We start from the raw sequence: 25,656 nt of genomic DNA on the forward strand, positions 1-25,656 counted from the left end.
TCACCAGTCGCTGGCTAGCGTGCCAGACCAGCATCTGGCGAAAGTGGCTACTGAAAATGTCCAACTACAGGTCGCCTGATAGACTCGGTGAAGTATCTGGCTCAGGATAAGCTTCGCGATAAGGTCGTCGTTGCTGGTAGAGTCGCCGTCGAGCATCGATTTGTTGGATCAGTTCCTTACGCGGGTCATCTTTGAGTAACTCCAAGGCTTTCTTGGCAGTAGCTACAGCCTCGTCATAGCGCTGATTCGCTGCCAAGGCGACAGCCAATGTGTCAAGATACTCAGCGAATCGTCCTCCCGTCAATTCATGCGCCTGCTGTGCCAGCATTAATGCGCGTTGACTGTGCCATGCATCGCCAGTTGGCCGCGTGGCCAGCACCCAAGCGAAATCGTTCAGTACCACCACGTTGTTAGCCTCTAATTGCACAGCAACTTCAAAAGCCTCGATGGCTTCTGGGATGCGTCCCACTTCAACCATAGCCACCGCCAATTGATGTCGCGCCTCGGCGGAATCTGGCTGTTGCTCACTGGTTCTCTTCCGTTCTTCCAGTTTCATTCGAATCACATCGTCGGTCGTAACGGTCATGATCCAATAACGTTCGGCCGGAAACCAGCCTATTGAGAAAGGCAGAGGCCCCGCCTGGCTAGTGTAGAAGCCGGCACCGAACCCTGGTCGCATCGAAGAAACCAGTGGATGTACCGACACGAACAGCTCTTCCACTTGCGCAGCATCCACCAAAAGTTGCCTGGGCACGTTGGTATTGTTCTCAGGCAACACCAAAGCGTCGTCCAGTTGCAATGTGCTGTCCAGTCGGTTGAGCGACTTAAACCCGAGAGCATCCATGTAATATTGAAAACCCCAGTGTCCGGTGTAATACAGATGCTGCTTGCGCTGACCAAACCGCTGATCCGTTTCCATCGCCTGGGCTGCTGATCGAGCTGAATTGGCCCACCAGGTATCAGCCCAAGCAACACACATGGCCAGCACGGCAGCGAATACCAGCGGAACAAAGCGGGTCGGGCTGTGGATTCTGGCAATCGCGCCCGGCAACGCTGGCAATGCCCTGACGATTAACAGGCTGATTGGTGGAGCCATCGGCAGCAGCGATCGACCATTGACGGTCCAATTAAGCAGTGAACAGAACACAAAAGTTCCCGCCACCCACAGTCCCAATAGCCAAGCGTCAGCATCGCGACGGCTCAATACATCACGCCCAGCCAACACAAGTGCACCGGCTCCGCCGATCAAAAATAGAGCAAACTGAACAATGAACAGCAATGACTGAGCGGACGTTAGCGACGCCCAATAGGTCGTGTTCAAATCCAAAGCGATTGGTAACAGTAGTGCAACCAACAAGCATAGACCGCAGACTATCGCAAACGACCGCCATGAACACAGCAAGGGTGCATAAAACAATATCGCTGCTAGACACCCTCCGGTAAATGTTAGCCCAACGGCGATCCGATAAGGAACGCTATTTTGCACACCACCAGCCAATAGCGCATGATCCCCAGCACCGCGCAACAGAGAATGCCCGTACAACGAGGACATGTAGGCGTCGTAGGCCAAGACGATGGCTATTGGAATCAGCAAGTAAGCCACTCGCCAGCGCACATCTGACCAGCGCAGCACTGAATAGGCCAACAACAACGGAACGACCGCCGCCGCATAATACTTGGTAACGATGCCCGCACCGATCAATACAGCGCTCAGGATCGCCCAGCCATGGCTGTGCCGATCGGCGCCCCAAATCCACAAAACCACCGCCCAAATCCACAGCGACAGCATGATCACGTCGCACATCAGCGTGGTACCTGAGACCACAAACACGGGACTAAAGACCATGATCAGCGTGGCCAACAGGGGCTGACTACAGAATCGCCGCGCCAAATAGTACATCCCCACCGCAGCAGCCATGGCCGGTAACAAGAACGCCGAGTGTAGGGCAACTTCACTCCAGCCGACGATGGCTGCCGCCAGCGCCATATAATAACTGGCCAATGGCCCGTTCTGCTGGACTTCATGCAGCGGCATCTGATGGCCGTACCAGTTAATCACCAGTCCAAAGGGATCGGCGGGATGCTGGCTAATCTGTTTGGCAACGTAGATAAACACCGTGTCGTCCAGATGAACCGCCTTGGTCAAAAACGGTACCAGCGCGATCAGCGCGGCGGCGGCACAAACGAACGGATCGTACCAGTTACCAGGCTCAGAAGCCGGAGTAGTCGGCAGCGAGTGGGGCGCGGCTGCCTGAGTGTTCCGCACTCTGGTGACCAGTCGAGGTTTACTACTATTTGCGGTCCGACGTACCATACAATGCGTTGTTTAGTCTGAAGAGAAATCGACTCGGAGAATCTTTTCGGTTTTCAATACTCCTCGTTGCTCGTCGGGTTTTTTAGTACGAGTACCGCCAAAGGCTGAGTACGAAAGGAGAAGACTTCCAGACCGTTGATATCTTAGTGAAGCTGGCGATCATCAAGAAGCGTCCAAATATCCGGGTAACCTCGCCGGGATCGACGAGCACACTATAATACTAGCCCCCGTCGATTCCATAGAGCCGGATCGACCTGAAATGCGTTTAGATTTTTGCGACTCATGTGCTAGGAACAACATGCCCGTTCTCTCCCAGTTTTCAACTCTCCGCCACGAAATAGGCGGTATCGCCATAGCCGACTTGGCACAGCGCTTTGGAACCCCCAGTTACGTTTACGACCTGCCGGTGATCATGGAACGCGTGGAGGACCTGCGGGCCTTCGACAGTATTCGTTATGCGCAAAAAGCGTGCAGCAACATCGCGATTCTTGACCGGCTGCGGCGAGCCGGCGTATTAGTAGACGCGGTCAGCGCCGGGGAGATTGGTCGAGCCCTTCAAGCCGGCTACCGGCCCGATCAAATCAACTACACCGCCGATGTCTTCGACCGCGATGCGTTGCAACTGGTTGTCGAGCACAACGTACCGGTGAATATCGGATCGCCGGATATGATCGACCAACTGGGCCAGCGCGCTCCGGGGCGTAACATTACACTGCGCATCAATCCCGGCTTTGGACATGGTCATAGCCAAAAAACCAACACCGGCGGGCCACAGTCCAAGCACGGCATCTGGCACCAGCATATCGACGATTGCTTGCTGCGCGCCGATCGACATGGCTTAGTCGTCACCGGAATGCACATGCATATCGGCAGCGGCACCGATTTCGAACATTTGTCGCAGGTATGCGGGGCCATGGAACAGGCCTGCGAGCAGGTCGGTCGCACGGTGACCACCATCAGTACCGGCGGAGGGTTGCCTGTCCCCTACCGAGCCGGGCAATCCTACGTGGACCTGAACCAATACTACCAGTTGTGGAACGCCACGCGCGAGCGCATTGGGAATCGGCTAGGACATGCCCTGCATCTGGAAATTGAACCCGGTCGATACTTGGTGGCGGAGTCGGGTTATCTGATCACAGAAATCTGCGCTATCAAGACGATGGGCGAAAACCTGTTTTACATGGTCGATGCGGGCTTCAATGATTTAGCCCGGCCCATCCTGTACGGTGCCTATCACCCCATCTCCGTCTGTCATCGCAACTCGCGCGCCAGCCACACCCAAGTAGATGTTGTTGTCGGTGGTCCATTGTGCGAATCAGGCGACATTTTTACGCAGGAAGAAGGGGGATTCGTCAGCCGTCGCACGTTGCCAGCGGCCCAAGTAGGCGACTGGTTGATACTGGAAGTCGCCGGAGCCTACGGCTTTGCCATGTCCAGCAACTACAACAGTCGCTTCCGTGCCTGCGAAGTCATGATCGAAAACGGCCAGTCCAAACTAATCCGCCGCCGCGAGAGCCTCAAGGAACTGCTGGAACTGGAAAGCGTGCCGCCAACGCAATGATAGCTAGCAGGCTCGACGACGAACCGCCAGCATATTCTCCAGTCAGCTACCCCAAGCAAATCAAGTATCCATTACTAAGACTACGCCAACGGAGCCAATCGCAGAGTCTGGCGGAGATCGTCTTTGGACATGAATACAAATAACTGGCCGGCGTGGACGATTGCCGCAGTGGACCAGCCTGAACTGCGATCGGCCACGAGTTGCAACCGGTCAACGACTCCTTCCACGGGCCGAGGTTCGGAGAGCTGAAAAATGTACAGCTCGCGTCCAGTAGACAGCAGCACCTTCCACAGTCTGCCGCTCGCAGACAATTTGGTTTTGTGCATGGCGCGGAATTGAATGGCCTCGGTCAATGAAGCATTGAGAAAGCGACTGAGAATGTGGTCAAGCTCACCCGTGTCTGATTGCGAGACGCTGGAATTGAGCGTGTCCCACGAATCGGATAGCGATAACTGCTCGGCACAGATGGCAACTAACTGGGAGCGCGGCACAGGCTGCCAAGCTCGGATCGTAACCCAGCCCAACAACAAGCTGGCTGCCACTGCAGCCAGTCCCAGCCACAGGCGACGCTGTGCAGATTGCCCTTCAGCAGCATTTTGGACTGTCGTCGTAGCGGGCTGAACCCCAGATTCATCCGGCGATGAAACGGGATGGACCGCTCGCCTGACAGCATCATCGAGCGTCTGGCCGCAGGTCACATCAGGCTGGTCGATGTCCAGCAACTGCGATAGCCGCTGATGGGCACGCTGGCGAGCTGACGCAGGAACAGGAAAAGCGTTCAGCAATCCTATGATCTGCCGATCGTCGGCATCCAAGTCCAACTGTTCAAGAGGATTCATCATCACGGCTCCGTGCTCATAACTAGCGGACGCTCTCCGGCATCCTTCGGTTCGTCAGTCCGCATTACGCTGGGCGTCGTCTTCGGCTCAGCCAGCGTGAGCAGCGCTTGCTTCAGATGACTGCGGCCGCGACTGAGACGGCTCATCACCGTACCAATGGGCAGAGATAACTCGGTAGCGATCTCGGTGTAACTTTTGTGCTCAAAGTAAAACATCAAGACCACCGTCCGAAACTCCACCGACAACTGCTGCATCGCTAGATGAATCCATTCGTAATCCTCCAGTACACCCACTGAATCGCTGGCCGGAGCCTCACGCTCAATTGGCTCCTGAACCACTGCTGACTGCCCACGGCACCAGCGGGCGAATTCATTGCGTGTTATGGCCAACAGCCAACCAACAGCCGCCTCCGGCTGACGAAGCTGATGCGCGGACTTGACCGCCCGCAAAAAGACCTCTTGCGCAATGTCTTCGGCAGAGTGCTGAGCACCCGACAGATGGTAGGCATAGCGGTACACCCGGTCGTAATGCTCATCCAGCAAACACTGGGCCAGCCCCGGCTGTTGCGGCTGGCTGGTCGGTTGGGAATCTGCCATCGGGAGTCCTATGTACTAGGAGCAGTCAGATCCATGAAATATTCCCGTCGCACTGGGGAAAATCAAGGATTGATTGCCTAAGCATTGAGCTCAATTTTGGGACTGTCGGCGATATTCACCCACACATGCACATGCGGTGCACCACGGAAATGCCAAACGAAACTAGGGCCTTCCAGCCGCCAGTTATCCCACACGCGATCTTGGCCGATATCGTGATCGGTGTAGAAGGATAGGAAGCAGCCTTCTAGCCCTCCTTGGGCTTGCAAGCATTGCAGTGCCTCCTGTCGGTCCGTCTGTCGAAAGGGGTCTAACAGCGACGTCAGCGAGCGTCTTAATTCTTGCTGCTGATCGCTGGACAAGTCGGTAACGGGAATACCGGTAAATCCGCCGGCCTTTCCTCGAAAGGCAACCGCCTGTTCTCTGGGGGTGGTGGCAACTTCGGCTGCTCGACGCTGTTTGCCATCGAGCATCTGATAGATTTGGTTGACCTGCACGGCCTGCTGCCAGAATACATTGCCAGCGTGATCTTTCCCTTCGTCAAACGCCCCTGGATCATGCCCGTAGAAAATCGGACCGCCGAAGGCCACACTTTCTGCTGTGTTACCGTCGCAGCGCAGTGTCATGTGCCGACCGGTGATGACGAATTGAAATGGCCCTGCCTGCGGCGTTCCAAAAATGCCAATCGCCTGCTCGCGGCCGAAGCCACCGCAATCGTCCTCCATCTGCTGGTCGAATTTGGATATCCACTCGGGGCTAACGATGTTCTCGAAAATCTTACGAATCAGATCGCGCTGTTCCGCCGTGTAGAAATCGCCGTGAATCATGGCGTCATTAATCATCCAATTGTTGGAAACTCGCGTTCTCAACAATCCACGCTTGGGATCAACATGGTCCCAGGCATAACATATCTGCTGACGCTGGGGCTCGGTTAATGTGTCGTACAAGACCTTTACCAGCGTCTCGGCTTGCTGAGGTTCCGTTGCTTGCGCGGACAACTGTGGCAAGACAACGGCTGAAGCTGCCAGGCCCAGCGACTGCTGCAAGAATTGACGACGACCGGATTCCTCAATCAAACGTTGGTTCGCGAGCGACACGGCTATACTCCTTTGAAAAAGCTACTTTGGTCAATGCTACGATTATAAGCTTAGGTGAAGCACCGTGCTTGGAAAAATCAAATAAGGCGGAGTGAAACTGGGGACTCAGTCCGCCTCAAGCCAAGCCTGCAGGGAACGCGTAAGTTCATCTGTCGAACGAAATTGGCAGGTCGTCCAGCCGCGTTGGGCGGCGGCGGCGATATTTTTTTCCAGGTCGTCGGTGAAGAATATTTGCGACCCTTGCAAGCCACATACCTCCTCACAGACTTCGTAGATTCGCCGATTCGGCTTCATGCTGCCGACTTGATAGCTCAACACGCGATGCTCGAACCAGCCATGCAACATCGGCCAGTCCTGCTGCATTAGCCACTGCCAATGTGCGTCGCACGTGTTGGACAAGATTCCCATGGGTATACCCATGCGCTGAACCTGCTGTAACACCTGCAGAATCGGTTGGTTAGGTTGGAAGATGGCGCATATGGCATGCATCACGGATTGAGTTGACAGCTGCGTACCTAACATCGAACTGATTTCTTCAGCATATTGCTCATCGCTGACTAGGCCAGTCTCGTAGCGCTGCTGCAAGTCGCACGAAAATACGGTTTGTAGGACATGTTGGAGACTGCAATCGGCCGCTTCGGCCAACCTGCGAGCTGCAATGTGCGGGTCGAATGTCACCAAGACGTTGCCCAAGTCAAAGTACAGGAATTTGTTTGTCGTCGATCGATAACTGGCCATCGTTGCGTCTGTTTTTCTGTGAATTGATGGCTCTGGGTTCTACCATCAACCGCTGATTTGTTTGTCCGTGCGCCCATGCAAATTGGCAAAACCACCTGTCATGATACTTCTCGCCACGGCCAATGTGAAATAGGATGTTCATTGCAGCGGTGACCGAAGTGGCCGCCAAGCAGCATTACATCAATAGTACAATCGCACTAGGGGCGAGTGAATGAAGAATCCTGCCTGGATACTGCTAGCTTCGTTGTTGCTGGCTGGAGCCGGCATTGTTGGGCTGAGCTGGCGCGATCGACCGCGCGTTGACTCGGCGGCGTCGCGACCTCTTGTGCTGTACTGTGCAGCCGCAAATCGAGTTGCCGTGCAAGAGATTATCCAGCGATACCAAGAGGAATGCGGACGACCAATTCAGATCGAGTTTGGACCTTCTCAAACGCTGCTCAGTCGGTTGGAAGTGGGTGGCAAAGCCGATCTTTATTTGCCGAGTGACGACAGTTACTTAGAGCTGGCCGCTCAGAAAGATATGATCGCCGAACGAATTCCCATCGCCACCATGCAGGCTGTTTTGGTTGTACCGCGCGACAATCCTAAATCCATCACTTCGTTGAACGACCTGCTGAGTGGCCAATTAAGAATCGTTCAGGCCGATCCAGATGCCACAGCTATCGGCAAAGTCACACAACAAGCACTGGCCGAACAAGGGTTGTGGCAACAGTTGCACGAGGCAACAACCGGCTATCGCGGCACAGTAGTGGACGTAGCCACCGATGTACAATTGAACGCGGCAGACGTTGGCATCGTCTACGATGTCGTGCTGGCCAACTACCCGGAACTGCGAGCGGTCTTCATTCCCGAACTGGCCCAAGCCACAAGCCAGATTGATGTCGCCGTGCTCCAACAGTCATCCAGCCCAAGAGCTGCACTGCATTTCGCGCGCTATCTAGCCGCTAAAGACCGGGGGTTGGAGCATTTTGCCAAGTATGGTTATCAGGTCCAGCCTGGCGACCAATGGGCCGACCAGCCTGAATTATCGTTGTATGCCGGCTCGATGCTGCGACCGGCTATCGCCGATGCCATCGAGCGGTTTCAGGAGCGCGAAGGCGTCCAGGTCTCGACAGTCTACAACGGCTGTGGAATCCTGGTCGGTCAAATGAAAGCCGGCCAGGTACCAGACGCCTATTTCGCGTGCGATGTAGAGTTCATGAATCAGGTGACCGATCTTTTTCCCGAGCCCGTCGAAGTTTCCCAGAATGAGTTGGTGATTGTAGTGCCCAAAGGCAACCCACAAAAAATTGGATCGCTGCGCGATTTGACCCGTCCTGGGTTGCGAGTTGGTATCGGCCATGAAAAGCAGTGTGCCATGGGCTGGATTACTCAAAACACCTTTCGTGAGGGTGGCATCCAGCAGGAAGTGATGAAGAATGTGACGGTTGAAGTGCCCGCCGGAGACATGTTGGTCAATCAAATGCGTGCCGGTTCGCTGGATGCTGCTGTCGTCTATCTCAGTAACGCAGCCGGCGCAGGTGATATTCTAGACGCCGTCCAGATTCAAGGGTTGCCCTGCTCTGTCGCCTCGCAGCCTTGGGCCGTTTACAAAGATTCTCGATTCCCTCACACGGCCAGTCGACTATTTCAAGCCATCACATCGCAACAAAGTCAGACCGATTTTGAATCGGAGGGCTTCCGCTGGCAGTTGAAATAATTTCGGCAAGACGTATTCGCTCACGCGATTCGTTGGGGGAAACAAGCGAGGCCCGTATGAACTGTTCTGTAAGACCTAACGCCTGTGGCTGGTGACAAAACTCGCTTCTACTCCAAAGGTTTGGGCCGGCGCTGGCCCACCAACGGCAACGGCATTTGGCAGGAACGGTTTGGGTGCCACGAATTGGCGCCATGTTCGGCAGAGCATGGGATTTGAAGCACCCTTGCCGAGCCCGACTGGCTAACTCGTTGACTCCATCACCAACTGCCATTCATCGCCGACGGCGTGAGCGCCGCGGCCTGCCACCTATCGACTTTGCTGTAGCTGTTGCAGGCGTGAACCAGAACAACAACCCCAACATGCCGGCTGCGCCTAAGGGAACAATCACCGGGACGCTAATAAACTGACTGGGCGCAGTGGGCTCGACATCCCCGACTGGCCGACCCGTCTGCATGTCTGAGTTTTTTGAAGCAATTTGCTTTAAAGCGCCCGCACTATGACGCTCGAAGCGAATTTCTGCGGTCTGTGTGGCTACAGCAGCTAGCGCCAACAGTAGCGTGGTGACAATCAGTACCAGCCCAAACAGTCGCACATTATTCATGGGCCTTGTTTCCTGCTAGACCGAAGCTGCCAGCGCGTCTTGGACGATGGTGCCATCCAGCATGCGAATCATTCTGCCTCCCTGACCAGCGATGTCAGGATCATGCGTCACAATCACCAGCGTCGTGCCATGCTGCCGGTTCAATTCCATGAGTAGTTCTATGACCTCGCGGCCGCTATTGCTATCCAAACTACCCGTTGGCTCATCAGCCAGTAGCAGCGACGGCTGATTGACCATGGCTCGGGCAATGGCCACCCGCTGTCTCTGCCCAATCGACAGTTGATTGGGCAGGTGATCCAAGCGTTGCTCAAGTCCGACCAGCTCAAGTAGTTTTCGAGCCTGCTCGATCCGCTGCGTCGCCGACACGGAACGGCCGAACATCGGCAATTGCACATTCTCCAGCGCCGTCAAATTGGGCAGCAAGTAAAACGATTGAAATACGAAGCCAATTTCCTGCGATCTTAGTTGGTTCAAATTGCGGCTATACATGTCTTGGCCGCGAAATAAAACTCGCCCCTGTGTTGGCCTGTCCAGCGCTCCCAAGATGTGTAACAAGGTCGATTTACCGCAACCACTAGGCCCCACAATGGTGATGAATTGACCAGCCTGGATCGACAAGTCGATGCTGCGCAACGCATGCACGTCGCCATCTGCATAGTGTTTTTGGACACCCGCCAATTGCAAGAGCGGCTCGGTCGGTCGGCTTGCTAGAGACATTCGCTTTCCTACAATTCAGCACAGGCGGTGTGCGCCAATGCTAGCACCAAACAATGCTATCACCAAAGCTGTGCGGTGGACGGCCAGTGGACTAATGTATGGTCAGTTGCTTCCTGGTGTACTCGAAATCGTCTGCGGAAACAACCTGAGTGAATGATAATCCCCTTGCTCTGGAAGCAGGTAGCCGCATGATCCGAACCGCGATTCTAACCGCTTGGCTAGTCTACGCGACGACATGGGCGGGGGCGGTGGGCGCTCAAACCGAAGGTACCACCAGTACCACGCTACATCCTCAGGTTACGCTCATCTCGCCGGGGACGGTCGTTCCGAGCGGAACAGCAGATGGACGTCATCTAGCGCGCTGGAATCGGCGCGTGCTGGTGGCGAAGCCCCGAATCGCCAGTGGTGATACCAGCGCCTTGCCTGAATTCATTCGCCAGACCGTTTCCAAGTTCCATTTGACAATTCTGGCAACGGTTGACACACAGACTGTCGCAAGCCCCGACACCGCGCCAGCATCTGCAGCAGCGCCTCCGAAAGTCCGCTTCCGACTGGCCGAAGTGGGTGTCGGCTACAGCCTGGCCCTGGGCACACAGCTGACCGTCATACGATCGGATGACTATGAAGCGCATGGAGCCAGTTTGTCGTTTATTGACCGGCAATTTCTCAGCCAAAACCTGCGGCAACTTGATGAAATTCGCACCGTCGCGCGCACCGCATCGCTGCTGATGTTTGATGTACCAACCATCCTCTTCCACGATGGACAGCACGTGGATTGCGTTTCTCGTCATGTCATCTGGATCGATCGACGCACCGGCCATTTGGCGACGGTGGTTTGGTTGCTGCGCAGCCAAGGCGACAAAGTGATACCTGATTCCAGCTTCCCGCCACGCTGGATCGATAGCAGCCAGATAGAAGATCGCAGCATTCACGTCGATCAAACGCAGTTTACCTTAGGCATCCCTGGCAAGCGCGCCTTTGCTCTGGAACACCTGCCCCCCGGACGCAACCTGAACTGGTCGGAAGAACTGCTTGAGCTAGCCAGCCTGAGTCACTATGACGCCCAAGCGCTTCGAGCACTCATGAAATCGTTGCTGGCGTCGCCAGCCCCGTAGCTACCCTGGCCAGCACGTGGTATGCAAGCCCGACCACCCTCTGGCGACGGTAGCTACAATTCGGCCGCTCACCTTACAGCACGCCTTTGGTGCTGGGAATATCTTTTTGACGCGGGTCGGCTTGACAGGCAATTCGCAGAGCTCGGGCGGAAGCTTTGAAGATTGCTTCGGCAATGTGATGACTGTTGCGACCATAGTGCAGCAAGACATGATAGTTGCACTGAGCGTTGCTGGCGAACGCGTACCAAAAGTCTTCCACCAGTTCGCTATCAAATTCGCCAATCTTAGGACTGGTCATGGGCGCTTGAAAGACTACGTAATTGCGTCCGCTCAAGTCAACGGCCACAGTGACTAATGATTCTTCCATCGGCAAAACGATGTGGCCATACCGCGTGATGCCGCGTTTGTCGCCGAGCGCTTTGGAAAAGGCTTGGCCCAAGCAGATGCCAATATCTTCGGTGGTGTGGTGCGCATCGACAACCGTGTCTCCCTGGCAGCAAACCGTCAAATCGAACTGACCGTGCTTGGCAAACAGCGTCAGCATGTGATCCAAAAATCCTACGCCCGACTGAATGTCGCCGACGCCGGAACCGTCGATGGTGAGTGCCAACTGAATGCTGGTCTCTGCTGTTTTTCGCTCAATGTTCGCCGAGCGCTGGTTGCTCATATTTGCTATCGCCTACGGTTATACTCGATTTCAAGGAGCGCCTGTGGTTCGGTGCGATGCGTTGTCGGCAGCCTGCAGAGCTTCCGCCAACAGGCTCAGGCACACGTTGATCTGTGAATCAGTGCCGACGCTGATTCGCAAGCCCTCACCCCAACCGGCATAGTTCATGTATCGCACCAATACCTTGTTGCGCTTCAATGATTCGTACAACGGCTGAAGGGGTCGTTTGGGCAGCGTGCACCACACGAAATTGGCATGACTATCCGGCACAATAAAACCCAACTGGCGTAGAGCCACCGTCATCCGCTGCCGGGTGGCGATGACTTTGGCGCGATTTTCACTCAGCCATGCCTGGTCGTCGATGGCGGCAATCGCCCCCGCCAAGCTCAAAGCGTCGCAGTTGTAACTGTCTTTCACTTTGCGTAGCATCGCGATGACTGGCGGCTGGGCCACAAGAAACCCGAATCGTAAGCCCGCTAAAGCATACGACTTGCTTAGCGTCCGCGACACCATTACTCGGGGGTTTTGTTTCACCAGTTCAATACAGTGCTGCTCCGCAAAATCCGCATAAGCCTCATCAACCAGCAGGGGACAGGGCAGCCGGTCAGCAATCCGGCCAATGGCCTGAGGGTCAAGCACCGTGCCGCTGGGGCTGTTGGGATTGGGCAGACAGACCAGTTTTAGGTCCGGCGTCGACGCCGAAAAGTCATCGCCCAGTTGAAAATCGGACTGAAATTGCACCTCTTCCCAGGCGGCACCCTGAAGCTGTGCCAGCGTACGATACAGGATGTAACTGGGATAAGGCAATCGCAGCCGTTGCCCTTCACCTACAAAGGCCCGCGTGAGAATTGTCAAAATATCGTCGCTGCCGTTGCCGCACAGTATCCAATCGGGCTCAACGCCCAGGACTTCTGCGGCTCGCAGCCGAAAGCCCGTGCCCAGCGGATCGGGATATCGCTCCAGGCCAGCCTGAGCCGTCTGCACGATGGCCTGAGTGACCTTCGGCGAAGCTGGATAAGGATTCTCGTTGGTGTTCAGCTTGATGAACTTGCCGCCCTGTGGTTGTTCGCCGGGAATATACTCCTGCATCTGCCGGACGGCGGTGCGGAAAAGCGAGTCCAAATCTGGCTGGTGCATGTGGCTGCGCTGGTTAGTAAGAGCTGGCTTGAAACTGGGAAACGTCAACTTGACCGCAAGCGAATGGCGACGCTTTCGCGGTGGGCTGTCAGACCCTCCTTATCGGCAAGGACCGCTATTTCATCGGCAATGTTCGCTAAGGCCTCGCGAGAATACTCAATCACACTGCTACTGCGTAAGAATGAATTGCTGGACAACCCTGCCGCCCACCGCGCTGTTCCGCCAGTAGGCAGCACATGCGACGGACCGGCCGCATAGTCGCCCAGCGAAACCGGACTGAACGGTCCGAGAAATATTGCTCCCGCATTTCGAATCCGCTCACTTAACTTGCGCGGCTGCTGGCAGGCGATGTGCAAATGTTCCGGAGCGATCCAATTGGTCAGCTCGACCGCCTGATCGGCATCGCGAACGCGTACCAGGGCTCCGAAGGCATTCAGGCTGTCCAGCGTCAGCCAGCTGCGGCTGAGCGAGACCAGTTGCCGCTCAAGTTCTTGTCGCACCTGCCCGATCAAATCAGCGTGCCAAGTAATCAACAGACTGGCCCCCGGCGAATGCTCTGCTTGCGCCAAGATATCTGCCGCCACATACGCCGGATCGGTGGTCTGGTCGGCAATCACCACGACTTCGCTGGGACCGGCGATCGAGTCGATATCGACATGCCCGAACACGTGCTTTTTGGCCAGCGCCACAAACAGATTGCCAGGACCAACAATTTTATCAACGGCGGGTAACCCCTCCACACCATAAGCCAGGGCCGCCACCGCCTGAGCACCGCCGATTGGATAGACCTCGCTGACTCCAAGCTCGTGACAGGTCGCCAGCACATCGGCGTTGTAGGCACCAAACGGCGTCGGCGGTGCAACTACCGCAAGCTCCTGTACGCCCGCAGCCAGTGCCGGCACCACGGTCATCAGTACCGTCGACGGATAGGCGGCAGCACCGCCGGGCACGCAAACGCCAATGCGTCTGAGCGGCTGATAGCGCTGATCCAGGCGGATGCCCGCGCTCGGCTGGCTGGTAACTGTCGTGTGTAGAATAGCTTGCTGAAATGATTGAATATTGTCGCGGATTCGGCGAATGCACTTCAGAAACTCTGGGGTAGCCGATCGATGTGCCTGTTCCAAGCGAGCCTGCTCCAAACGCAGTCCACCGGCTGGCAATTCGGCATTGTCGAGCTGCAAGCAGTAATGTCGCAGCGCCGCCTGGCCACGCTGGCGAACGTCAGCGCAAATTCGTTCGACCACTTGGCTAGGCACCAGCGGCTGGCCAAATACGCGCTCGGTCAGCGCTCGGCCTTTCGGACTCACCACGTTGCCCGAGGGACTCAACTGATCGCGCAGCGCCTGCAGCTCCGCAGTAGCCTCAACCGTCGTGGCATCAATCGTTTGTATTTCCAGTTTTGTCATTCGCACATCAAAATCAGAGCCTAACAATCCCCATTCGCTGAGTCAGCGAGGAACCTATCCACAAACGCGGCGGGCTACGAAAGCCTGCATTTTCATTCAGGGGTTTTCACGGTAACTGAGGCTGCCATAATCGACTAGCCCTGTCGAGCAAAATTGCTTGAATCTAGAACCTTAAGGCGCGTGTCAGAAATAGAGCGGCTACTGCCAGCCGGCGGATGCCGAGCAGGACCAGCGACTAGCAACGGTGGCTCCGGTAGACTTTCAATTGCCGCCCACCTAGGTGCTTTTCTAGACTTTTGGCAAATGATTCTATCGCGAAAGACGAACCATCATGAACCTAGCCGTTGATCTGCGAAGCGATACCGTCACTAAGCCGTGTGCTGCGATGCGCCAGGCGATGGCCAGTGCCATTGTGGACGACGATGCGCTTGGCGGCGACCCTACGGTGGACGCCTTGCAACAACGGGTGGCCGAACTATTGGGCAAAGAAGCCGCGCTGTTTATGCCCAGCGGATCGATGAGCAATCAGATTGCCGTCCGGCTGCATTGTGGTCGCGGCGATGAGTTTCTGTGCGAAGCCAACTGTCACATTTATAACTACGAGCAGGCTGCCTTTGCGCAGCTCAGCGGCGTCGTAGCTCGAACCATACCTGGCATTCACGGCTTGATGCAACCAGAACAGCTCGCCGATCTCATACGACCACCGGCCGACAATCTGGTACGCACGACGCTGGTTACATTAGAAAACACGCACAATCGAGGTGGAGGTGCCGTGCTGCCGTTGGACAACGTGCAGGCCATCTGCCGCTGGGCTCAGGACCATGGGCTGGCCACGCACCTGGATGGCGCGCGACTATTCAACGCCGTGGCTGCCACGGGCATTGACGCCCATGTCTGGTCCAAGTCGTTCGATTCTGTCAGCATCTGCTTTTCCAAAGGTCTAGGAGCGCCCATCGGTTCGGCGCTGGCCGGTTCACAAGCATTCATCCGGCAAGCGCGTCGAGCCCGTCGGCTGTTTGGAGGTGGCATGAGACAAGTAGGTGTCATCGCCGCAGCCGCACTGTACGCGTTAGAACACAATCGCCAGCGCATAGTCGAAGATCATCGTCACGCGCAGATACTTGCCGATGCTATCCGCAACATCGATGGCGTGCAGTTAGACCCTCAGCCGCAAACCAACATCGTCATCGTCAAGATCGCTCCACAGCTTGGCACCGCCACCACCCTAGCCGCCGCCCTCAAGCAACACGGCATCGGGGTCTCCCAGGTTGGCCCACAACACATTCGATTTGTCACGCATCTGGATGTTACCGAACAGCAAATACATCAAGCCAGCGAGACGCTGCGACAAGTTGTTTCACTGGCAAACAAATAAACAGTTTAGAGGGAGCATGTGGTGAAACGATTGTAAAACATTCGAGCCACAACACTCGGAGCCCATTAATAACGTTGACTCCATCGGAATGGCTTGTACAACGGTAACAGGAAAAGATGGGATCGCTTTCACGGCCCAAAGTTTGCGAGCTTGGTTCGACAAGAATGTCAAAACTGCGAGCCTGTCCTTTGCCGATGGCCGCGAAAGAGACATCCGAGATATCCAGGGATCAACTGTCCCAATCTTCGTCTGGGGGAAACGCGCAGACACCGAATTGGACAACCCTCTATACAATCAATTCTACAACGACGACAACTTAATCGACCTACATATCTTGCGTGATCAGTGGTGCATCTCTTGCCGAGGAACAGGCAGGGTGCAATGCCCAAACTGCGTTGGAACAGGCACCGTTACAAGTGGGTTCAAAACTATCGTTACAGAATTTAACGCTGCTACGGGTCGACCCATTACGGCGAACATTCCTAATGTAGTACCATGCCCAAGTTGCAATGGTGGTCGAATGCAGATTTGTCCAATATGTGCTGGCGGAAAAACCAATTCGGGGGGGCCCGGTCCAAATTAAGGACGGGGAACTTTGGTTAAGGCAGTCCGCGTTGTTTCGTGTAAAACTGGGCGAATACAATTGCAGACGAAAGATTGCCCCAGCTGAAAGCCCGGTGAGCTCCTCTCATGACCGGCAAAAGCCACCGCAGCCCCTTCCTTGGTATGGCCTCCTACCTGTGGGTGAGCATTTTGGGTAGCTGGAATCTGAACAAGCCGCCAACTGGGTTAGCAACCTTTATCGGACTTGTGTTCCTTCGCCAGCATGACTGGGGCCGAAGGCTTGGTACAAGCAATAGGCTTCGCTCATTAACTTCTTGAGGTCTTGCGGTCCAACTTGCTGACCAGGACGATAGAAGATGAACGCTCCGGGGCGTGCTTCGATAGTTGGCAGATTGATATTCAAGAGCACCCGGCGGCGTGAGGCATCGAAGAACTGCCCAATGGCGGGTTGATCTGGTCCGGTCAGCAAGAATCGCTTGGAAAACTCGGGATCATCCTGAAAGTCGATGTCGCTCTTAAACAGTAAATCTCCCAAGCGATCTAGCAGACCTTCGGGCGACAGCCGAAACTCGGGCAGCTTCAGTGTGGGGCTGGCCACCCAGGCCACAGTTTGTCGGACAGTCCTCCTGTTCTTGCCCGACCCTGATGTGTAATGGTAATCGAAGAGCGTCAAACTGAGTTGCTCGGTGTCCGCGCGAATGACATTCGATGAGAGGCGGCTAGAACCGTAATTCATCAACTTAAATGTGGACAAGCTGTCGACCTGATCGAGTGACAGCGCTTCGAAGTAGCTAAGACCCAAATCGGTTGCGGCCTGAGTGAATTGCTGCTGGCGTTTCAGATTGGATCGATTGCCAAACCAGGCTACTACAAAGATGGTCACTAGAATCGCCAGTGTGGCCACGTAGGGCAGGTAGTTCAATAGAAAGGTCCACTCAGCCACAATCGGTTTTCGTTCAACCTCCAATCAGGGAATACCGGGTGCTAGCGCACGGCAGCTAGTCAAAACATTGGGCGCGAGCGCTGGATGGCTGCCAACTAGGTGACGTTATCCAACTACAATGCCGGCTCTGCCATGGCTTGCAGTTGCACTACCGATCGTTCCTGTTCTTTCTCCAAGTACTCGCGGCCCGACTTGACGTTCAAGTGATCCCAGGGCAGCTTGTCCTTCAGTTCATAGGGTTGATGTAGTTGCTGCTCGACATCAATTTCACTATCGGCCAGGGCTTGCCACCAGCGTTTGGCATCCAACATCTCTTGCCAGCCATCCATGCGCGCGCCGCGTTGCCAAGCAAGCTCGATGGCCCGCCCCGTGCGACGATCGCCACGACTGATCACGCCCTCCAACAGACTGGTTTCGACCGAATGACACTTAATGTTGACCGCTTTAATGTTTCGCTGCTGCCACAAATATTTATGAGCCCACTGAAAATACTCGCGGCGCTGCATGCCGTTCCACTGATACGGCGTATGCGCTTTGGGGACGAAATTTGACACGCTGGCGGTTACTTTCGGGAATCGACCTTTGATCTCGCGGCCGATGCGCGCGATGGTTTCGGCCATTTCAATAATGCCTTCCAAGTCCACGGGTCGTTCACCTGGCAAGCCGCACATGAAATACAGCTTGACCGATTCGTAGTTATTCTTGAACGCCGTGCGGCAGCCTTCGTACAGATCGTCATTCTTGATCTTCTTGCGAATTTGTTCGCGCATGTCGTCGCGAGCTACTTCAGGAGCCAAGGTCAATCCCGCCCGCCGACCATTGCCTACCAAGTCGGCGATGGTCCGCAACTGCTCGTTGACCCGTAGGCTGGGCACCGAGACGTTCACGCCCAGCGGATTAAAAATCTCCTTCAGTCTGCGGACCAGCTGTTCAAAGTGCGGGTAATCGCTGCTGGATAGCGAAAGAATGCTGATTTCGTTGAAGCCAGTATTGCGGTAGCTCTCTATAGCGGCATTCACGATGGTCTCTACGCTGCGGGTTCGCAACGGCCGTTTGATAACCGTACTTTGGCAAAACCGGCACAGATGCGGACAGCCACGCATGATCTCAATAGCGATACGATCGTGAACACACTCCACGTAGGGCACGATCGGCGACGTGGGCAGTGGGATTGACTCCAGGTCGCGAATCACGCTGGGGGATATGGTAGCTGGTACGTCGCTGCGCAGACGATTGAGCGCCGCCATGCGCCCGCCGCGATACTCGGGCTCGTAGAACCGAGGAACATAGCAATATGCCAGTCGCCGGGCCAATTCGGCCAAAGCCGCCTCGCGCTGCTGCCGGCCCGCTTGGCCCGACAACCAGCCACCATTCTCGCGCGCTGCTTGGCGCAGTTGTAGCCACAGGTCGCAGATTTCGGGCAGCGACGGCTCGCCATCACCGGTCACAAAACAGTCGATAAAATCAGCCATTGGCTCTGGATTCTGTACGCACGGTCCACCAGCCACAATCAGCGGATCGGCCATCGTACGCTGGTCTGCCTTGATAGGAATGCCGCCCAAATCCAACATAGTCAGCACGTTGGGCGACGAGATTTCGTACTGTAGCGAAAATCCGACTACATCAAACTGACAAAGCGGAGTAAACGTCTCCAGCGAGTACAGCGGTAGTCCATTGTCGCGCAGTTGCTGTTCCATATCGGGCCAGGGCGTAAAGCAGCGCTCGGCAGCCCAATCGGGACGGGCATTCATCAGCGAATACAGCACTTGCAGTCCGTGATGGCTCATGCCGATCGTGTAGGCATCTGGAAAGCACAGACACAACTTGCCATCGACCTGGCGATGATCTTTGACAACAATATTCCGCTCGCCGCCCACGTACTGACCGGGCATACGCACCTTGGTCAGAATTCGATTCTCCAGGGAACGTTTCAATTGGTCGTTGAGCATGTTGTCCGGTCCAACGTATTAAGGGTTTTTGCAGGCAACAAACAGCATGCGCAATTGATGCAAGGTCTGTTGTAGGAACTTCTGTTCGTGAGCCGTCAGGTTGCCACTGGTCTTCGTCTCGATCACACCCAACAAGTCGATGTAATGTCGCGCGTAATCCAAATTCTGCGGCATGTCGTGGCCGGCGTCATCGGGTATTTGCCCCATGGCCGCCAATGCCTGCGTGGCCATCCCGCTGATCAGGAATTCGAAAGACGCCGGTGGCGGTGGCTCCAATCCGCGGCGCGGACTCGCGGTTGATTTGCCCGTTGAGTCACCCACCGACGGCTCAGGCTCCGCCGCAGCTTGCTCGGCGGCCGGATCATTCGGCTGCTGTTGTCGTTTGGCCTGCTCCTTTTCGCGTTGGACTTGGTTCTTCCAGTCCTCGTCGATGTGTAAGCGGGATTCGTCGTCGGGATGTGGCTGGCTCATGGCAGCAATCCGAATTGGGCCTTGAGAGTTGTCAATCGCTTGACTTGAGTTGATTTGGACTACGGAACGGTCAATTGTAAGTCATGTTCAAGGAACTGGCTATGATTGTGCGGCTTACGATTCCGCAGTTTTCATTTACAATTCTGATATTGGTGTCAATTCGATCGCCAACGTGCCCGCTGGGATTTGGCCGGCTGGCGAACCTACCGTTTAACGCCGATGTGGAGCCACCGTGTAGAGTCACGATTTACATCGCCTTCGAAAATTGGACTGAGTAGTTAACCATGAAAGTATTAGTCATCGGCAACGGAGGCCGCGAACACGCGCTGGCTTGGAAGATCGGGCAAAGTCCGCGAGTAAAGACGGTCCTGGTGGCACCCGGTAATGCCGGGACGGCCCGCGATGCCGTGAACGTGGACGTAGCCGCTACGGACATTCCCGGTCTGGTCGCGCTGGCCAAGCGTGAACAGATCGACCTGACCGTGGTTGGCCCCGAAGCACCACTGGCAATGGGCGTTGTAGATGCCTTCGAGTCGGAAAAGCTGCGTGTGTTCGGGCCAACCCGAGCCGCGGCTCAATTGGAAAGCAGTAAAGTCTTCTGTAAGAATCTGCTGCGGCTGGCGGATATACCTACGGCAGAATTTCAAGTCTTCCGCGAACCCGACGATGCCATGCGGTACATCAAGGGACGCTATCCGGGCGAGCGAGATCGCTGTCCGGTCGTCGTCAAAGCCGACGGACTGGCCTCCGGCAAAGGAGTAATTGTCTGCAAACGCCGCAAAGATGCGCTGGATGCCATCGACCGCATCGGACGCAACAAAGAGTTCGGTGCGGCTGGCGCGCAGATGATTATCGAGGATCGTTTGGAAGGACAAGAGGCCAGCATCTTAGCCATCACCGATGGTAAGACCATTCTGCCATTGCCGGCCGCGCAAGACCACAAGCCCGCCTTCGATGGCGACACTGGACCAAACACCGGCGGCATGGGAGCCTATTGCCCCACGCCGATGGTCGACGATTCCTTGCTGGCCTGGATCGAAGAAAACGTGTTGGTACCAACCGTCCACGCCATGAAGCGCAATCGCCGTCCGTTCCGTGGTGTGCTGTATGCCGGTCTGATGCTGACTCCCACAGGCACGAAGGTTTTGGAATACAACTGCCGCTTCGGTGATCCCGAATGTCAGCCGCTACTGATGCGACTTAGAAGCGACATCATGGATATTCTGGAAGCCGTCGTGGATGGGAATCTGGATCAAATCGACATGCCCGAGTGGGACCCCAGGCCCGCCATCTGTGTCGTCATGGCCAGCCAAGGATATCCCGGTGACTATGCTACCGGTCAAGTCATCTCGGGCATCGATGCTGCCGATGAAATGTCCGACATCAAAGTATTCCACGCAGGCACGAAAATGGTCGACGGCCAGGTCGTCACGGCTGGTGGTCGCGTGTTAGGCGTCACCGCCCTTGGAGATTCGATCGCGCTGGCCAAGCTCAACGCCTACACCGCTGTGCAAAAAGTGCGCTGGAACGGATCGTGGTGTCGCAAAGACATCAGCGACAAGGCGACCGACTTTTTGCAGGCCGCGCATGAGCCCTAGGTCACTGTCGCCGTAACCTCATCGGTCAGAATGTGCAGTCGGCTCCAAAGCAAACCAAGCGCCAGCCAACACAGTCATCTGGGAACATCTTATCCGCAGGTTGCTAGAAGCATGAGAGTCTCGCATTTTTCAAGCTTGCTGTTGGCTACTTGGTTGTTGGCAAGCTGTGAACCCAGCTCTGCCCAATCTCAACCTTCGACATCTGCCCATGGCCTTCTAAAAACCGACTCGGCCAGCAACATCCGGCCCGATCAGCAAGTCCGTCAGGGGCTACTCGCCCAAACCGCAGAACATTTCCGGCGCTGGAGCGACGACTTCGAAAAACGTGTCACGCCCCAACAGATCGAAGAATATCAGCAGCGACTGCGCGCGGAATTCATACTACGAATTGGTGGCTTGCCAGCGATGACGCCTCTTGAACCGGTGATTACTGGCACAGTCTGGCGATCAGGCTATCGCGTTGAAAAGTTGCTGTTTCAGAGCCAACCTCAGTTCTACGTAACCGCCGCGTTGTTTTTGCCCGATAGCCAGCGATTTGCACCGCCCTGGCCGGCCGTCGTGATTTTGTGCGGCCATTCGGCAGACGGAAAACTACAGGACGGATACCAGCGCGGTGCCGCCTTGGCAGCGCTCAACGGTTTGGCCGCGTTGATCGTCGATCCGATCGGCCAGGGCGAAAGGCTTCAGTTACCAGACAGTTCTGGCAAATCACTGTCACCCACTGTCGAGCACACGGTGGTGGGTACAGCGGCTATTCCACTGGGTTGGAATACCGCGCGCTGGATGATCCACGATGCCATGCGCTCGATCGACTATTTGCAAAGCCGCCAGGACATACTGCCTGAACGCATCGGTGCCATGGGCAATAGTGGCGGTGGTACTCAAGTTAGCTATTTAATGGCTTTAGATCCGCGCGTGCGAGCTGCCGCGCCCAGTTGTTATTTGACTGCGGTGGAGCGTCTACTGGAAACGATCGGCCCGCAAGATGCGGAACAAAATATCTTTGGACAGATCGCAATTGGTCTGGATCATGCCGACTACATGATGCTCCGCGCGCCCCAACCCACGCTGATTGCCTGCGCTACGCGAGATTTTTTTGACATCGGTGGCACATGGAGCAGTTATCGACAGGCCAAACGTCTGTACGAACGCCTGGGCCACGGTCGCCACGTGGAACTGGTGGAAGTAGAAGCTGAGCACGGTTGGCATCCCCAACTGCGTCGAACCAGTGTGCAGTTTATGCTGCAACATCTGGCCGGTCGCCTCGGCGAAATCGAAGACCCGCAGGTCCAGCCGCTAACAGCCGAAGAGATGCAGGTCACGCCCGCCGGACAAGTACTGCAGATCGCTGACGCTCGTAGCGTACTGGATCACATGCGCGACGAGTGCCAGCGACTGGCTGCGTTGCGCACTCAGCAGCCGCTATCGACCGAAGCGTTAATCGATGCTGCACGTCAGCGAGCCGGTATTCGCCGGTTGGACCTGATCCCTCAGCCCGACGTGCGCTGGTGCGCACAGGCGACCATCGACCGCTTCCGTGACTTGCCGCTATCCTCCCACGCTGAGCTCAGGCCGCTGATCTTGCAGACTCACGACGGCATCGAGCTACCCGGCGTTGTGGCTCGCCCCCTGAAAGCCAGCCGAACTCCGGCTGACGATGCCGACCAGTCGCTGCATCCTGTGGGTCTGTTCTTGCACAGCGGTTTTGCCAGTGCGTTGGAGCCTGACGGACAAGTTGCCCAGTTAGTAGCTCAGGGCAGAACCGTTTTGGCGCTGGATGTGCGCGGAGTGGGAGAAACCACGCCGGGTGGCAAACACTGGTACAGCCAGCGGTTTGGCACAAGCGCCGGCAATGCCATGATCGCTTATCTGCTTGGGCAATCATTGGTCGGTCAGCGCTGCGAAGACTGCTTGGTAGCCGCCCGCTGGCTGTCCGGGCACACCGGCGGACAGCCTGTGGACATCATCGCCAGCGGTGAACTGACCATCCCTGCCCTGCATGCCGCCGTAGTCCAGCCTGAATTAATCGGCAATCTGGAGATTCGAGACGGCTTGAAATCGTGGTCCGAGCTGTCGCGCGCACCGCTGCTGGAAAACCAAGTTTCCGGCGTAGTCCACGGCGCTCTGCAAGAGTACGATCTACCCGACCTGGAAGCCCACCTCGGCGCGCGGCTTGTTACACCTCAGTAGGATAGCTTGCCAAACTGTCCTGCATGCTATGCCCCACCGAAGTTTTACTAAGGCGCGGCGTATTGGCAATACTGTGGCGCTGGCTATTGGCAAAATGGGGCTCCACCGTCAGCTGACGATAGCTCTTGAAATATTCGTGTTGACCGCTCGGCTGAGCGACGGCATATACTTGTCGGTCAATAATTCCCGTTTGAGTCGCCCTTGGAGCCAGATTGATGATTCAGTGTAGTGGCTGGTGGCAGCAGCATGGCTATGGCAGGCAGCCCATGCACGAATTGCAACTGGACTTTCGCGGACCATCCATTATCGGTCAAGGCCGTGACCTGATCGCTGCCTTTACACTGGCCGGCAAGCTGCGGCCTGATGGCGGCGTGGAACTCATCAAGCAATACCAGCACCGGCATAGCGTGCTGTACGTCGGCACCTACGACGGCGAAGGCACACTCAGCGGACGCTGGGACATCAGCGGCCACCAAGGCCAGTGGACCATCCGGCTGCTAAAATCCACCACCCGCCCTTCAGACAGCGACGACGACATTCACGAGCTGAGTTGACCGCGGTGTTAGATTGCTCACTGCACAGGCCGGCAAAAACATGTGCGGTGAAAGATGAAGACAGGGAACTATTTTTTCCGCACATCTTTTTGCCAGCTCAATTCTGCAAGTAAACCGTGCTGCGAGGCCCGCTGGGCACGCGGTTATCCAAACTCATCGAACGGCTTTGGCTGGCGCGCGTTTGGACGGCATCCGTTTTTGCTTGGATGCAACAGGCTTTGTGGATCGAGCCTTGCTCTTGGCGGTCGGCTTGGCCAGTTCGGTTGATTTGACCTTTGCAGTTGATTTGGCTTGTTAGGCTGACTTGATTCTTGCTGCCAGCATGGCCAATGCTGCTGATTCGGAAGAAGGCGCTAGAGCACGGGCAGACTGGGGCCGGGGGTGGCAGCGGCGCGGGTGTTGACCTGTCGGACTAGGGCGCGGATGATGCGATCAAAGGCTGCGGAGCAGATGGGATCGTGCAGGGCATCGGCGATCGAGCCGACGTCGGATTTTTCGCGCATCTGCATGTTCAAGGGGACTTCACCTAAGAAAGGTAGTTGCTGTTGCTCGGCCTTTTCTCGCGCGCCGCCGTGCCCGAAGATATCGTAGCGCTTGCCGCAGTCGGGACAGATAAAACCACTCATGTTTTCGACCATGCCCAGCAACGGTATTTTGACTTTGCGAAACATGGCGATCGCTTTCACCGCGTCCAGCAGTGCAACCTGCTGCGGTGTGCAGACGACAACGGCTCCGGTCAGCGGCAACAGTTGCGAGAGCGTCAGCGCAATATCACCTGTGCCCGGCGGCATGTCGATGATCAGGTAGTCCAACGGCCCCCAGTAGGTGTCGCGCAGAAACTGAGTAATCGAACCATGCAACATGGGACCGCGCCAGATGACCGCCTGATCAGGGTCAACCAAGAAGCCCATGGACATCACAGGCATCTCGCCGTAGTAGATGGGTTGGATCTTGTTGTTAATGACTTCTGGACGACCAGACAGACCCAGCAAGTGCGGGACGCTGGGACCGTACACGTCAGCATCCATCAGTCCCACGCGAGCGCCAGCGTGCATCAGGCTGAGGGCAACAGCGGTGGCTACCGTGCTCTTTCCCACGCCACCTTTGCCCGACCCGACGGCAATCACGCTTTTGACTTGTAAGCCTATTTGCCCCTGAGCCACCGGGGGACGATCATGTACGGCCAATTGAACATTGATGTTGCGGATGCCGGGAAAGGCAACGGTCAACCGTTCGCGCGCTTGATCGACAAATTCGTCGCGAATGGGCCAACTATGCGTGGTCAGTCGAACTTGGCAGTCGATCTGCCCGTCAGCGACAGTAACTGTGCCAATTTGATCGGTCTTGCCCAGTGCGCGACCGGTCTCGGGATCGCGCACTTGAGCCAACACTTGGCGGACAGATTCTGAATTGGGAGAGGGTAAATCGCCGGTGGTCATCGTCACTATCTATGTTTTGGAGGGATGATTATTTGGCAACCGTTCACGGCTGAGGTGGGCCGGCGTGGGGCCATGCCTTTTTCGCCGAT

At 56.0% G+C, this 25,656-nt stretch carries 21 protein-coding genes; 7 read left to right on the forward strand and 14 right to left on the reverse strand.

Annotated elements, in window-relative coordinates:
* Positions 1 to 64: 64 nt before the first annotated feature.
* Positions 65 to 2,266: a glycosyltransferase family 39 protein gene (locus tag KF752_16985; GenBank protein MBX3423255.1), complete on the reverse strand. Its 2,202-nt coding sequence runs from the start codon at positions 2,264 to 2,266 to the stop codon at positions 65 to 67.
* A 346-nt stretch (positions 2,267 to 2,612) separates the two neighbouring features.
* On the opposite strand from KF752_16985, the gene lysA reads away from it, so the two are divergent.
* Positions 2,613 to 3,875, forward strand: a complete 1,263-nt coding sequence (lysA, locus tag KF752_16990) for a diaminopimelate decarboxylase (protein ID MBX3423256.1) — start codon at positions 2,613 to 2,615, stop codon at positions 3,873 to 3,875.
* Positions 3,876 to 3,955: 80 nt separating this feature from the next.
* Here the strand turns inward: lysA and KF752_16995 are convergent, their stop codons facing one another.
* From KF752_16995 to KF752_17010, 4 genes are all read right to left on the reverse strand, one after another.
* Positions 3,956 to 4,717 carry a hypothetical protein gene (locus tag KF752_16995; GenBank protein MBX3423257.1) on the reverse strand — a complete coding sequence of 254 codons (762 nt, stop codon included), beginning with the start codon at positions 4,715 to 4,717 and terminating at the stop codon, positions 3,956 to 3,958.
* Positions 4,717 to 5,310, reverse strand: coding sequence for an RNA polymerase sigma factor (locus KF752_17000; GenBank protein ID MBX3423258.1), 594 nt, complete (start codon positions 5,308 to 5,310; stop codon positions 4,717 to 4,719). Before KF752_17000 ends, KF752_16995 begins: the two co-directional genes overlap by 1 nt.
* 77 nt (positions 5,311 to 5,387) lie before the next feature.
* Entirely contained in the window at positions 5,388 to 6,410 is a 1,023-nt protein-coding gene (locus KF752_17005; GenBank protein ID MBX3423259.1) for a DUF3500 domain-containing protein, read from the reverse strand.
* A 99-nt stretch (positions 6,411 to 6,509) separates the two neighbouring features.
* Positions 6,510 to 7,142: an HAD family phosphatase gene (locus KF752_17010; GenBank protein ID MBX3423260.1), complete on the reverse strand. Its 633-nt coding sequence runs from the start codon at positions 7,140 to 7,142 to the stop codon at positions 6,510 to 6,512.
* A 211-nt stretch (positions 7,143 to 7,353) separates the two neighbouring features.
* Between KF752_17010 and modA the strand changes: the two genes are divergently transcribed.
* Complete coding sequence (gene modA, locus KF752_17015) at positions 7,354 to 8,841, forward strand: molybdate ABC transporter substrate-binding protein (GenBank protein ID MBX3423261.1); 1,488 nt, start codon at positions 7,354 to 7,356, stop codon at positions 8,839 to 8,841.
* A gap of 271 nt (positions 8,842 to 9,112) precedes the next feature.
* Here modA and KF752_17020 read toward each other — a convergent pair whose 3' ends face one another.
* Both KF752_17020 and KF752_17025 read right to left on the reverse strand, forming a co-directional pair.
* Entirely contained in the window at positions 9,113 to 9,442 is a 330-nt protein-coding gene (locus KF752_17020) for a hypothetical protein (GenBank protein ID MBX3423262.1), read from the reverse strand.
* A 15-nt stretch (positions 9,443 to 9,457) separates the two neighbouring features.
* On the reverse strand, positions 9,458 to 10,159 hold the full coding sequence (locus tag KF752_17025) for an ABC transporter ATP-binding protein (GenBank protein ID MBX3423263.1): 702 nt from the start codon (positions 10,157 to 10,159) through the stop codon (positions 9,458 to 9,460).
* Positions 10,160 to 10,308: 149 nt separating this feature from the next.
* Between KF752_17025 and KF752_17030 the strand changes: the two genes are divergently transcribed.
* Positions 10,309 to 11,274 (forward strand): hypothetical protein, encoded by a 966-nt coding sequence (locus KF752_17030; GenBank protein MBX3423264.1) that lies wholly within the window; start codon positions 10,309 to 10,311, stop codon positions 11,272 to 11,274.
* A 73-nt stretch (positions 11,275 to 11,347) separates the two neighbouring features.
* On the opposite strand, the gene hisB is transcribed toward KF752_17030, so the two are convergent.
* From hisB to hisD, 3 genes are read right to left on the reverse strand one after another with little or no spacing between them, the layout of a single operon-like run.
* Positions 11,348 to 11,941: an imidazoleglycerol-phosphate dehydratase HisB gene (gene hisB / locus KF752_17035; protein ID MBX3423265.1), complete on the reverse strand. Its 594-nt coding sequence runs from the start codon at positions 11,939 to 11,941 to the stop codon at positions 11,348 to 11,350.
* A 30-nt stretch (positions 11,942 to 11,971) separates the two neighbouring features.
* Entirely contained in the window at positions 11,972 to 13,078 is a 1,107-nt protein-coding gene (hisC, locus tag KF752_17040; protein ID MBX3423266.1) for a histidinol-phosphate transaminase, read from the reverse strand.
* 44 nt (positions 13,079 to 13,122) lie between these two features.
* A complete protein-coding gene (hisD, locus tag KF752_17045) occupies positions 13,123 to 14,484 on the reverse strand; it encodes a histidinol dehydrogenase (protein MBX3423267.1) in 1,362 nt (453 codons plus the stop codon).
* 331 nt (positions 14,485 to 14,815) lie between these two features.
* On the opposite strand from hisD, the gene KF752_17050 reads away from it, so the two are divergent.
* Positions 14,816 to 15,859: a PLP-dependent transferase gene (locus KF752_17050; GenBank protein ID MBX3423268.1), complete on the forward strand. Its 1,044-nt coding sequence runs from the start codon at positions 14,816 to 14,818 to the stop codon at positions 15,857 to 15,859.
* A gap of 799 nt (positions 15,860 to 16,658) precedes the next feature.
* Here the strand turns inward: KF752_17050 and KF752_17055 are convergent.
* From KF752_17055 to KF752_17065, 3 genes are all read right to left on the reverse strand, one after another.
* Positions 16,659 to 17,366, reverse strand: a complete 708-nt coding sequence (locus KF752_17055) for a hypothetical protein (GenBank protein MBX3423269.1) — start codon at positions 17,364 to 17,366, stop codon at positions 16,659 to 16,661.
* 113 nt (positions 17,367 to 17,479) lie between these two features.
* Positions 17,480 to 19,315, reverse strand: a complete 1,836-nt coding sequence (locus KF752_17060; protein ID MBX3423270.1) for a TIGR03960 family B12-binding radical SAM protein — start codon at positions 19,313 to 19,315, stop codon at positions 17,480 to 17,482.
* Between the two features lie 18 nt (positions 19,316 to 19,333).
* On the reverse strand, positions 19,334 to 19,786 hold the full coding sequence (locus KF752_17065) for a DUF1844 domain-containing protein (GenBank protein ID MBX3423271.1): 453 nt from the start codon (positions 19,784 to 19,786) through the stop codon (positions 19,334 to 19,336).
* A 284-nt stretch (positions 19,787 to 20,070) separates the two neighbouring features.
* Here KF752_17065 and purD point away from each other — a divergent pair, with 284 nt between their 5' ends.
* The 3 genes from purD to KF752_17080 all read left to right on the forward strand — a co-directional run bounded on the left by purD (position 20,071) and on the right by KF752_17080 (position 24,128).
* Positions 20,071 to 21,384, forward strand: a complete 1,314-nt coding sequence (gene purD / locus KF752_17070) for a phosphoribosylamine--glycine ligase (GenBank protein MBX3423272.1) — start codon at positions 20,071 to 20,073, stop codon at positions 21,382 to 21,384.
* A 111-nt stretch (positions 21,385 to 21,495) separates the two neighbouring features.
* Positions 21,496 to 23,574, forward strand: a complete 2,079-nt coding sequence (locus KF752_17075; protein MBX3423273.1) for an acetylxylan esterase — start codon at positions 21,496 to 21,498, stop codon at positions 23,572 to 23,574.
* 215 nt (positions 23,575 to 23,789) lie between these two features.
* Positions 23,790 to 24,128: a hypothetical protein gene (locus KF752_17080; protein MBX3423274.1), complete on the forward strand. Its 339-nt coding sequence runs from the start codon at positions 23,790 to 23,792 to the stop codon at positions 24,126 to 24,128.
* Between the two features lie 353 nt (positions 24,129 to 24,481).
* On the opposite strand, the gene KF752_17085 is transcribed toward KF752_17080, so the two are convergent.
* Complete coding sequence (locus KF752_17085) at positions 24,482 to 25,567, reverse strand: Mrp/NBP35 family ATP-binding protein (GenBank protein ID MBX3423275.1); 1,086 nt, start codon at positions 25,565 to 25,567, stop codon at positions 24,482 to 24,484.
* Positions 25,568 to 25,656 lie beyond the last annotated feature (89 nt).

This window comes from Pirellulaceae bacterium (genome assembly GCA_019636385.1).
GTDB lineage: Bacteria > Planctomycetota > Planctomycetia > Pirellulales > Pirellulaceae > Aureliella.

Coding starts and splice junctions, on each gene's coding strand:
- lysA (MBX3423256.1), top strand. CDS start 2,613: ATGCCCGTTCTCTCCCAGTTTTCAACTCTCCGCCACGAAATAGGCGGT.
- KF752_16995 (MBX3423257.1), bottom strand. CDS start 4,717: ATGATGAATCCTCTTGAACAGTTGGACTTGGATGCCGACGATCGGCAG.
- KF752_17000 (MBX3423258.1), bottom strand. CDS start 5,310: ATGGCAGATTCCCAACCGACCAGCCAGCCGCAACAGCCGGGGCTGGCC.
- KF752_17010 (MBX3423260.1), bottom strand. CDS start 7,142: ATGGCCAGTTATCGATCGACGACAAACAAATTCCTGTACTTTGACTTG.
- modA (MBX3423261.1), top strand. CDS start 7,354: ATGAAGAATCCTGCCTGGATACTGCTAGCTTCGTTGTTGCTGGCTGGA.
- KF752_17020 (MBX3423262.1), bottom strand. CDS start 9,442: ATGAATAATGTGCGACTGTTTGGGCTGGTACTGATTGTCACCACGCTA.
- KF752_17025 (MBX3423263.1), bottom strand. CDS start 10,159: ATGTCTCTAGCAAGCCGACCGACCGAGCCGCTCTTGCAATTGGCGGGT.
- hisB (MBX3423265.1), bottom strand. CDS start 11,941: ATGAGCAACCAGCGCTCGGCGAACATTGAGCGAAAAACAGCAGAGACC.
- hisC (MBX3423266.1), bottom strand. CDS start 13,078: ATGCACCAGCCAGATTTGGACTCGCTTTTCCGCACCGCCGTCCGGCAG.
- hisD (MBX3423267.1), bottom strand. CDS start 14,484: ATGACAAAACTGGAAATACAAACGATTGATGCCACGACGGTTGAGGCT.
- KF752_17050 (MBX3423268.1), top strand. CDS start 14,816: ATGAACCTAGCCGTTGATCTGCGAAGCGATACCGTCACTAAGCCGTGT.
- KF752_17060 (MBX3423270.1), bottom strand. CDS start 19,315: ATGCTCAACGACCAATTGAAACGTTCCCTGGAGAATCGAATTCTGACC.
- KF752_17065 (MBX3423271.1), bottom strand. CDS start 19,786: ATGAGCCAGCCACATCCCGACGACGAATCCCGCTTACACATCGACGAG.
- purD (MBX3423272.1), top strand. CDS start 20,071: ATGAAAGTATTAGTCATCGGCAACGGAGGCCGCGAACACGCGCTGGCT.
- KF752_17075 (MBX3423273.1), top strand. CDS start 21,496: ATGAGAGTCTCGCATTTTTCAAGCTTGCTGTTGGCTACTTGGTTGTTG.
- KF752_17080 (MBX3423274.1), top strand. CDS start 23,790: ATGATTCAGTGTAGTGGCTGGTGGCAGCAGCATGGCTATGGCAGGCAG.
- KF752_17085 (MBX3423275.1), bottom strand. CDS start 25,567: ATGACCACCGGCGATTTACCCTCTCCCAATTCAGAATCTGTCCGCCAA.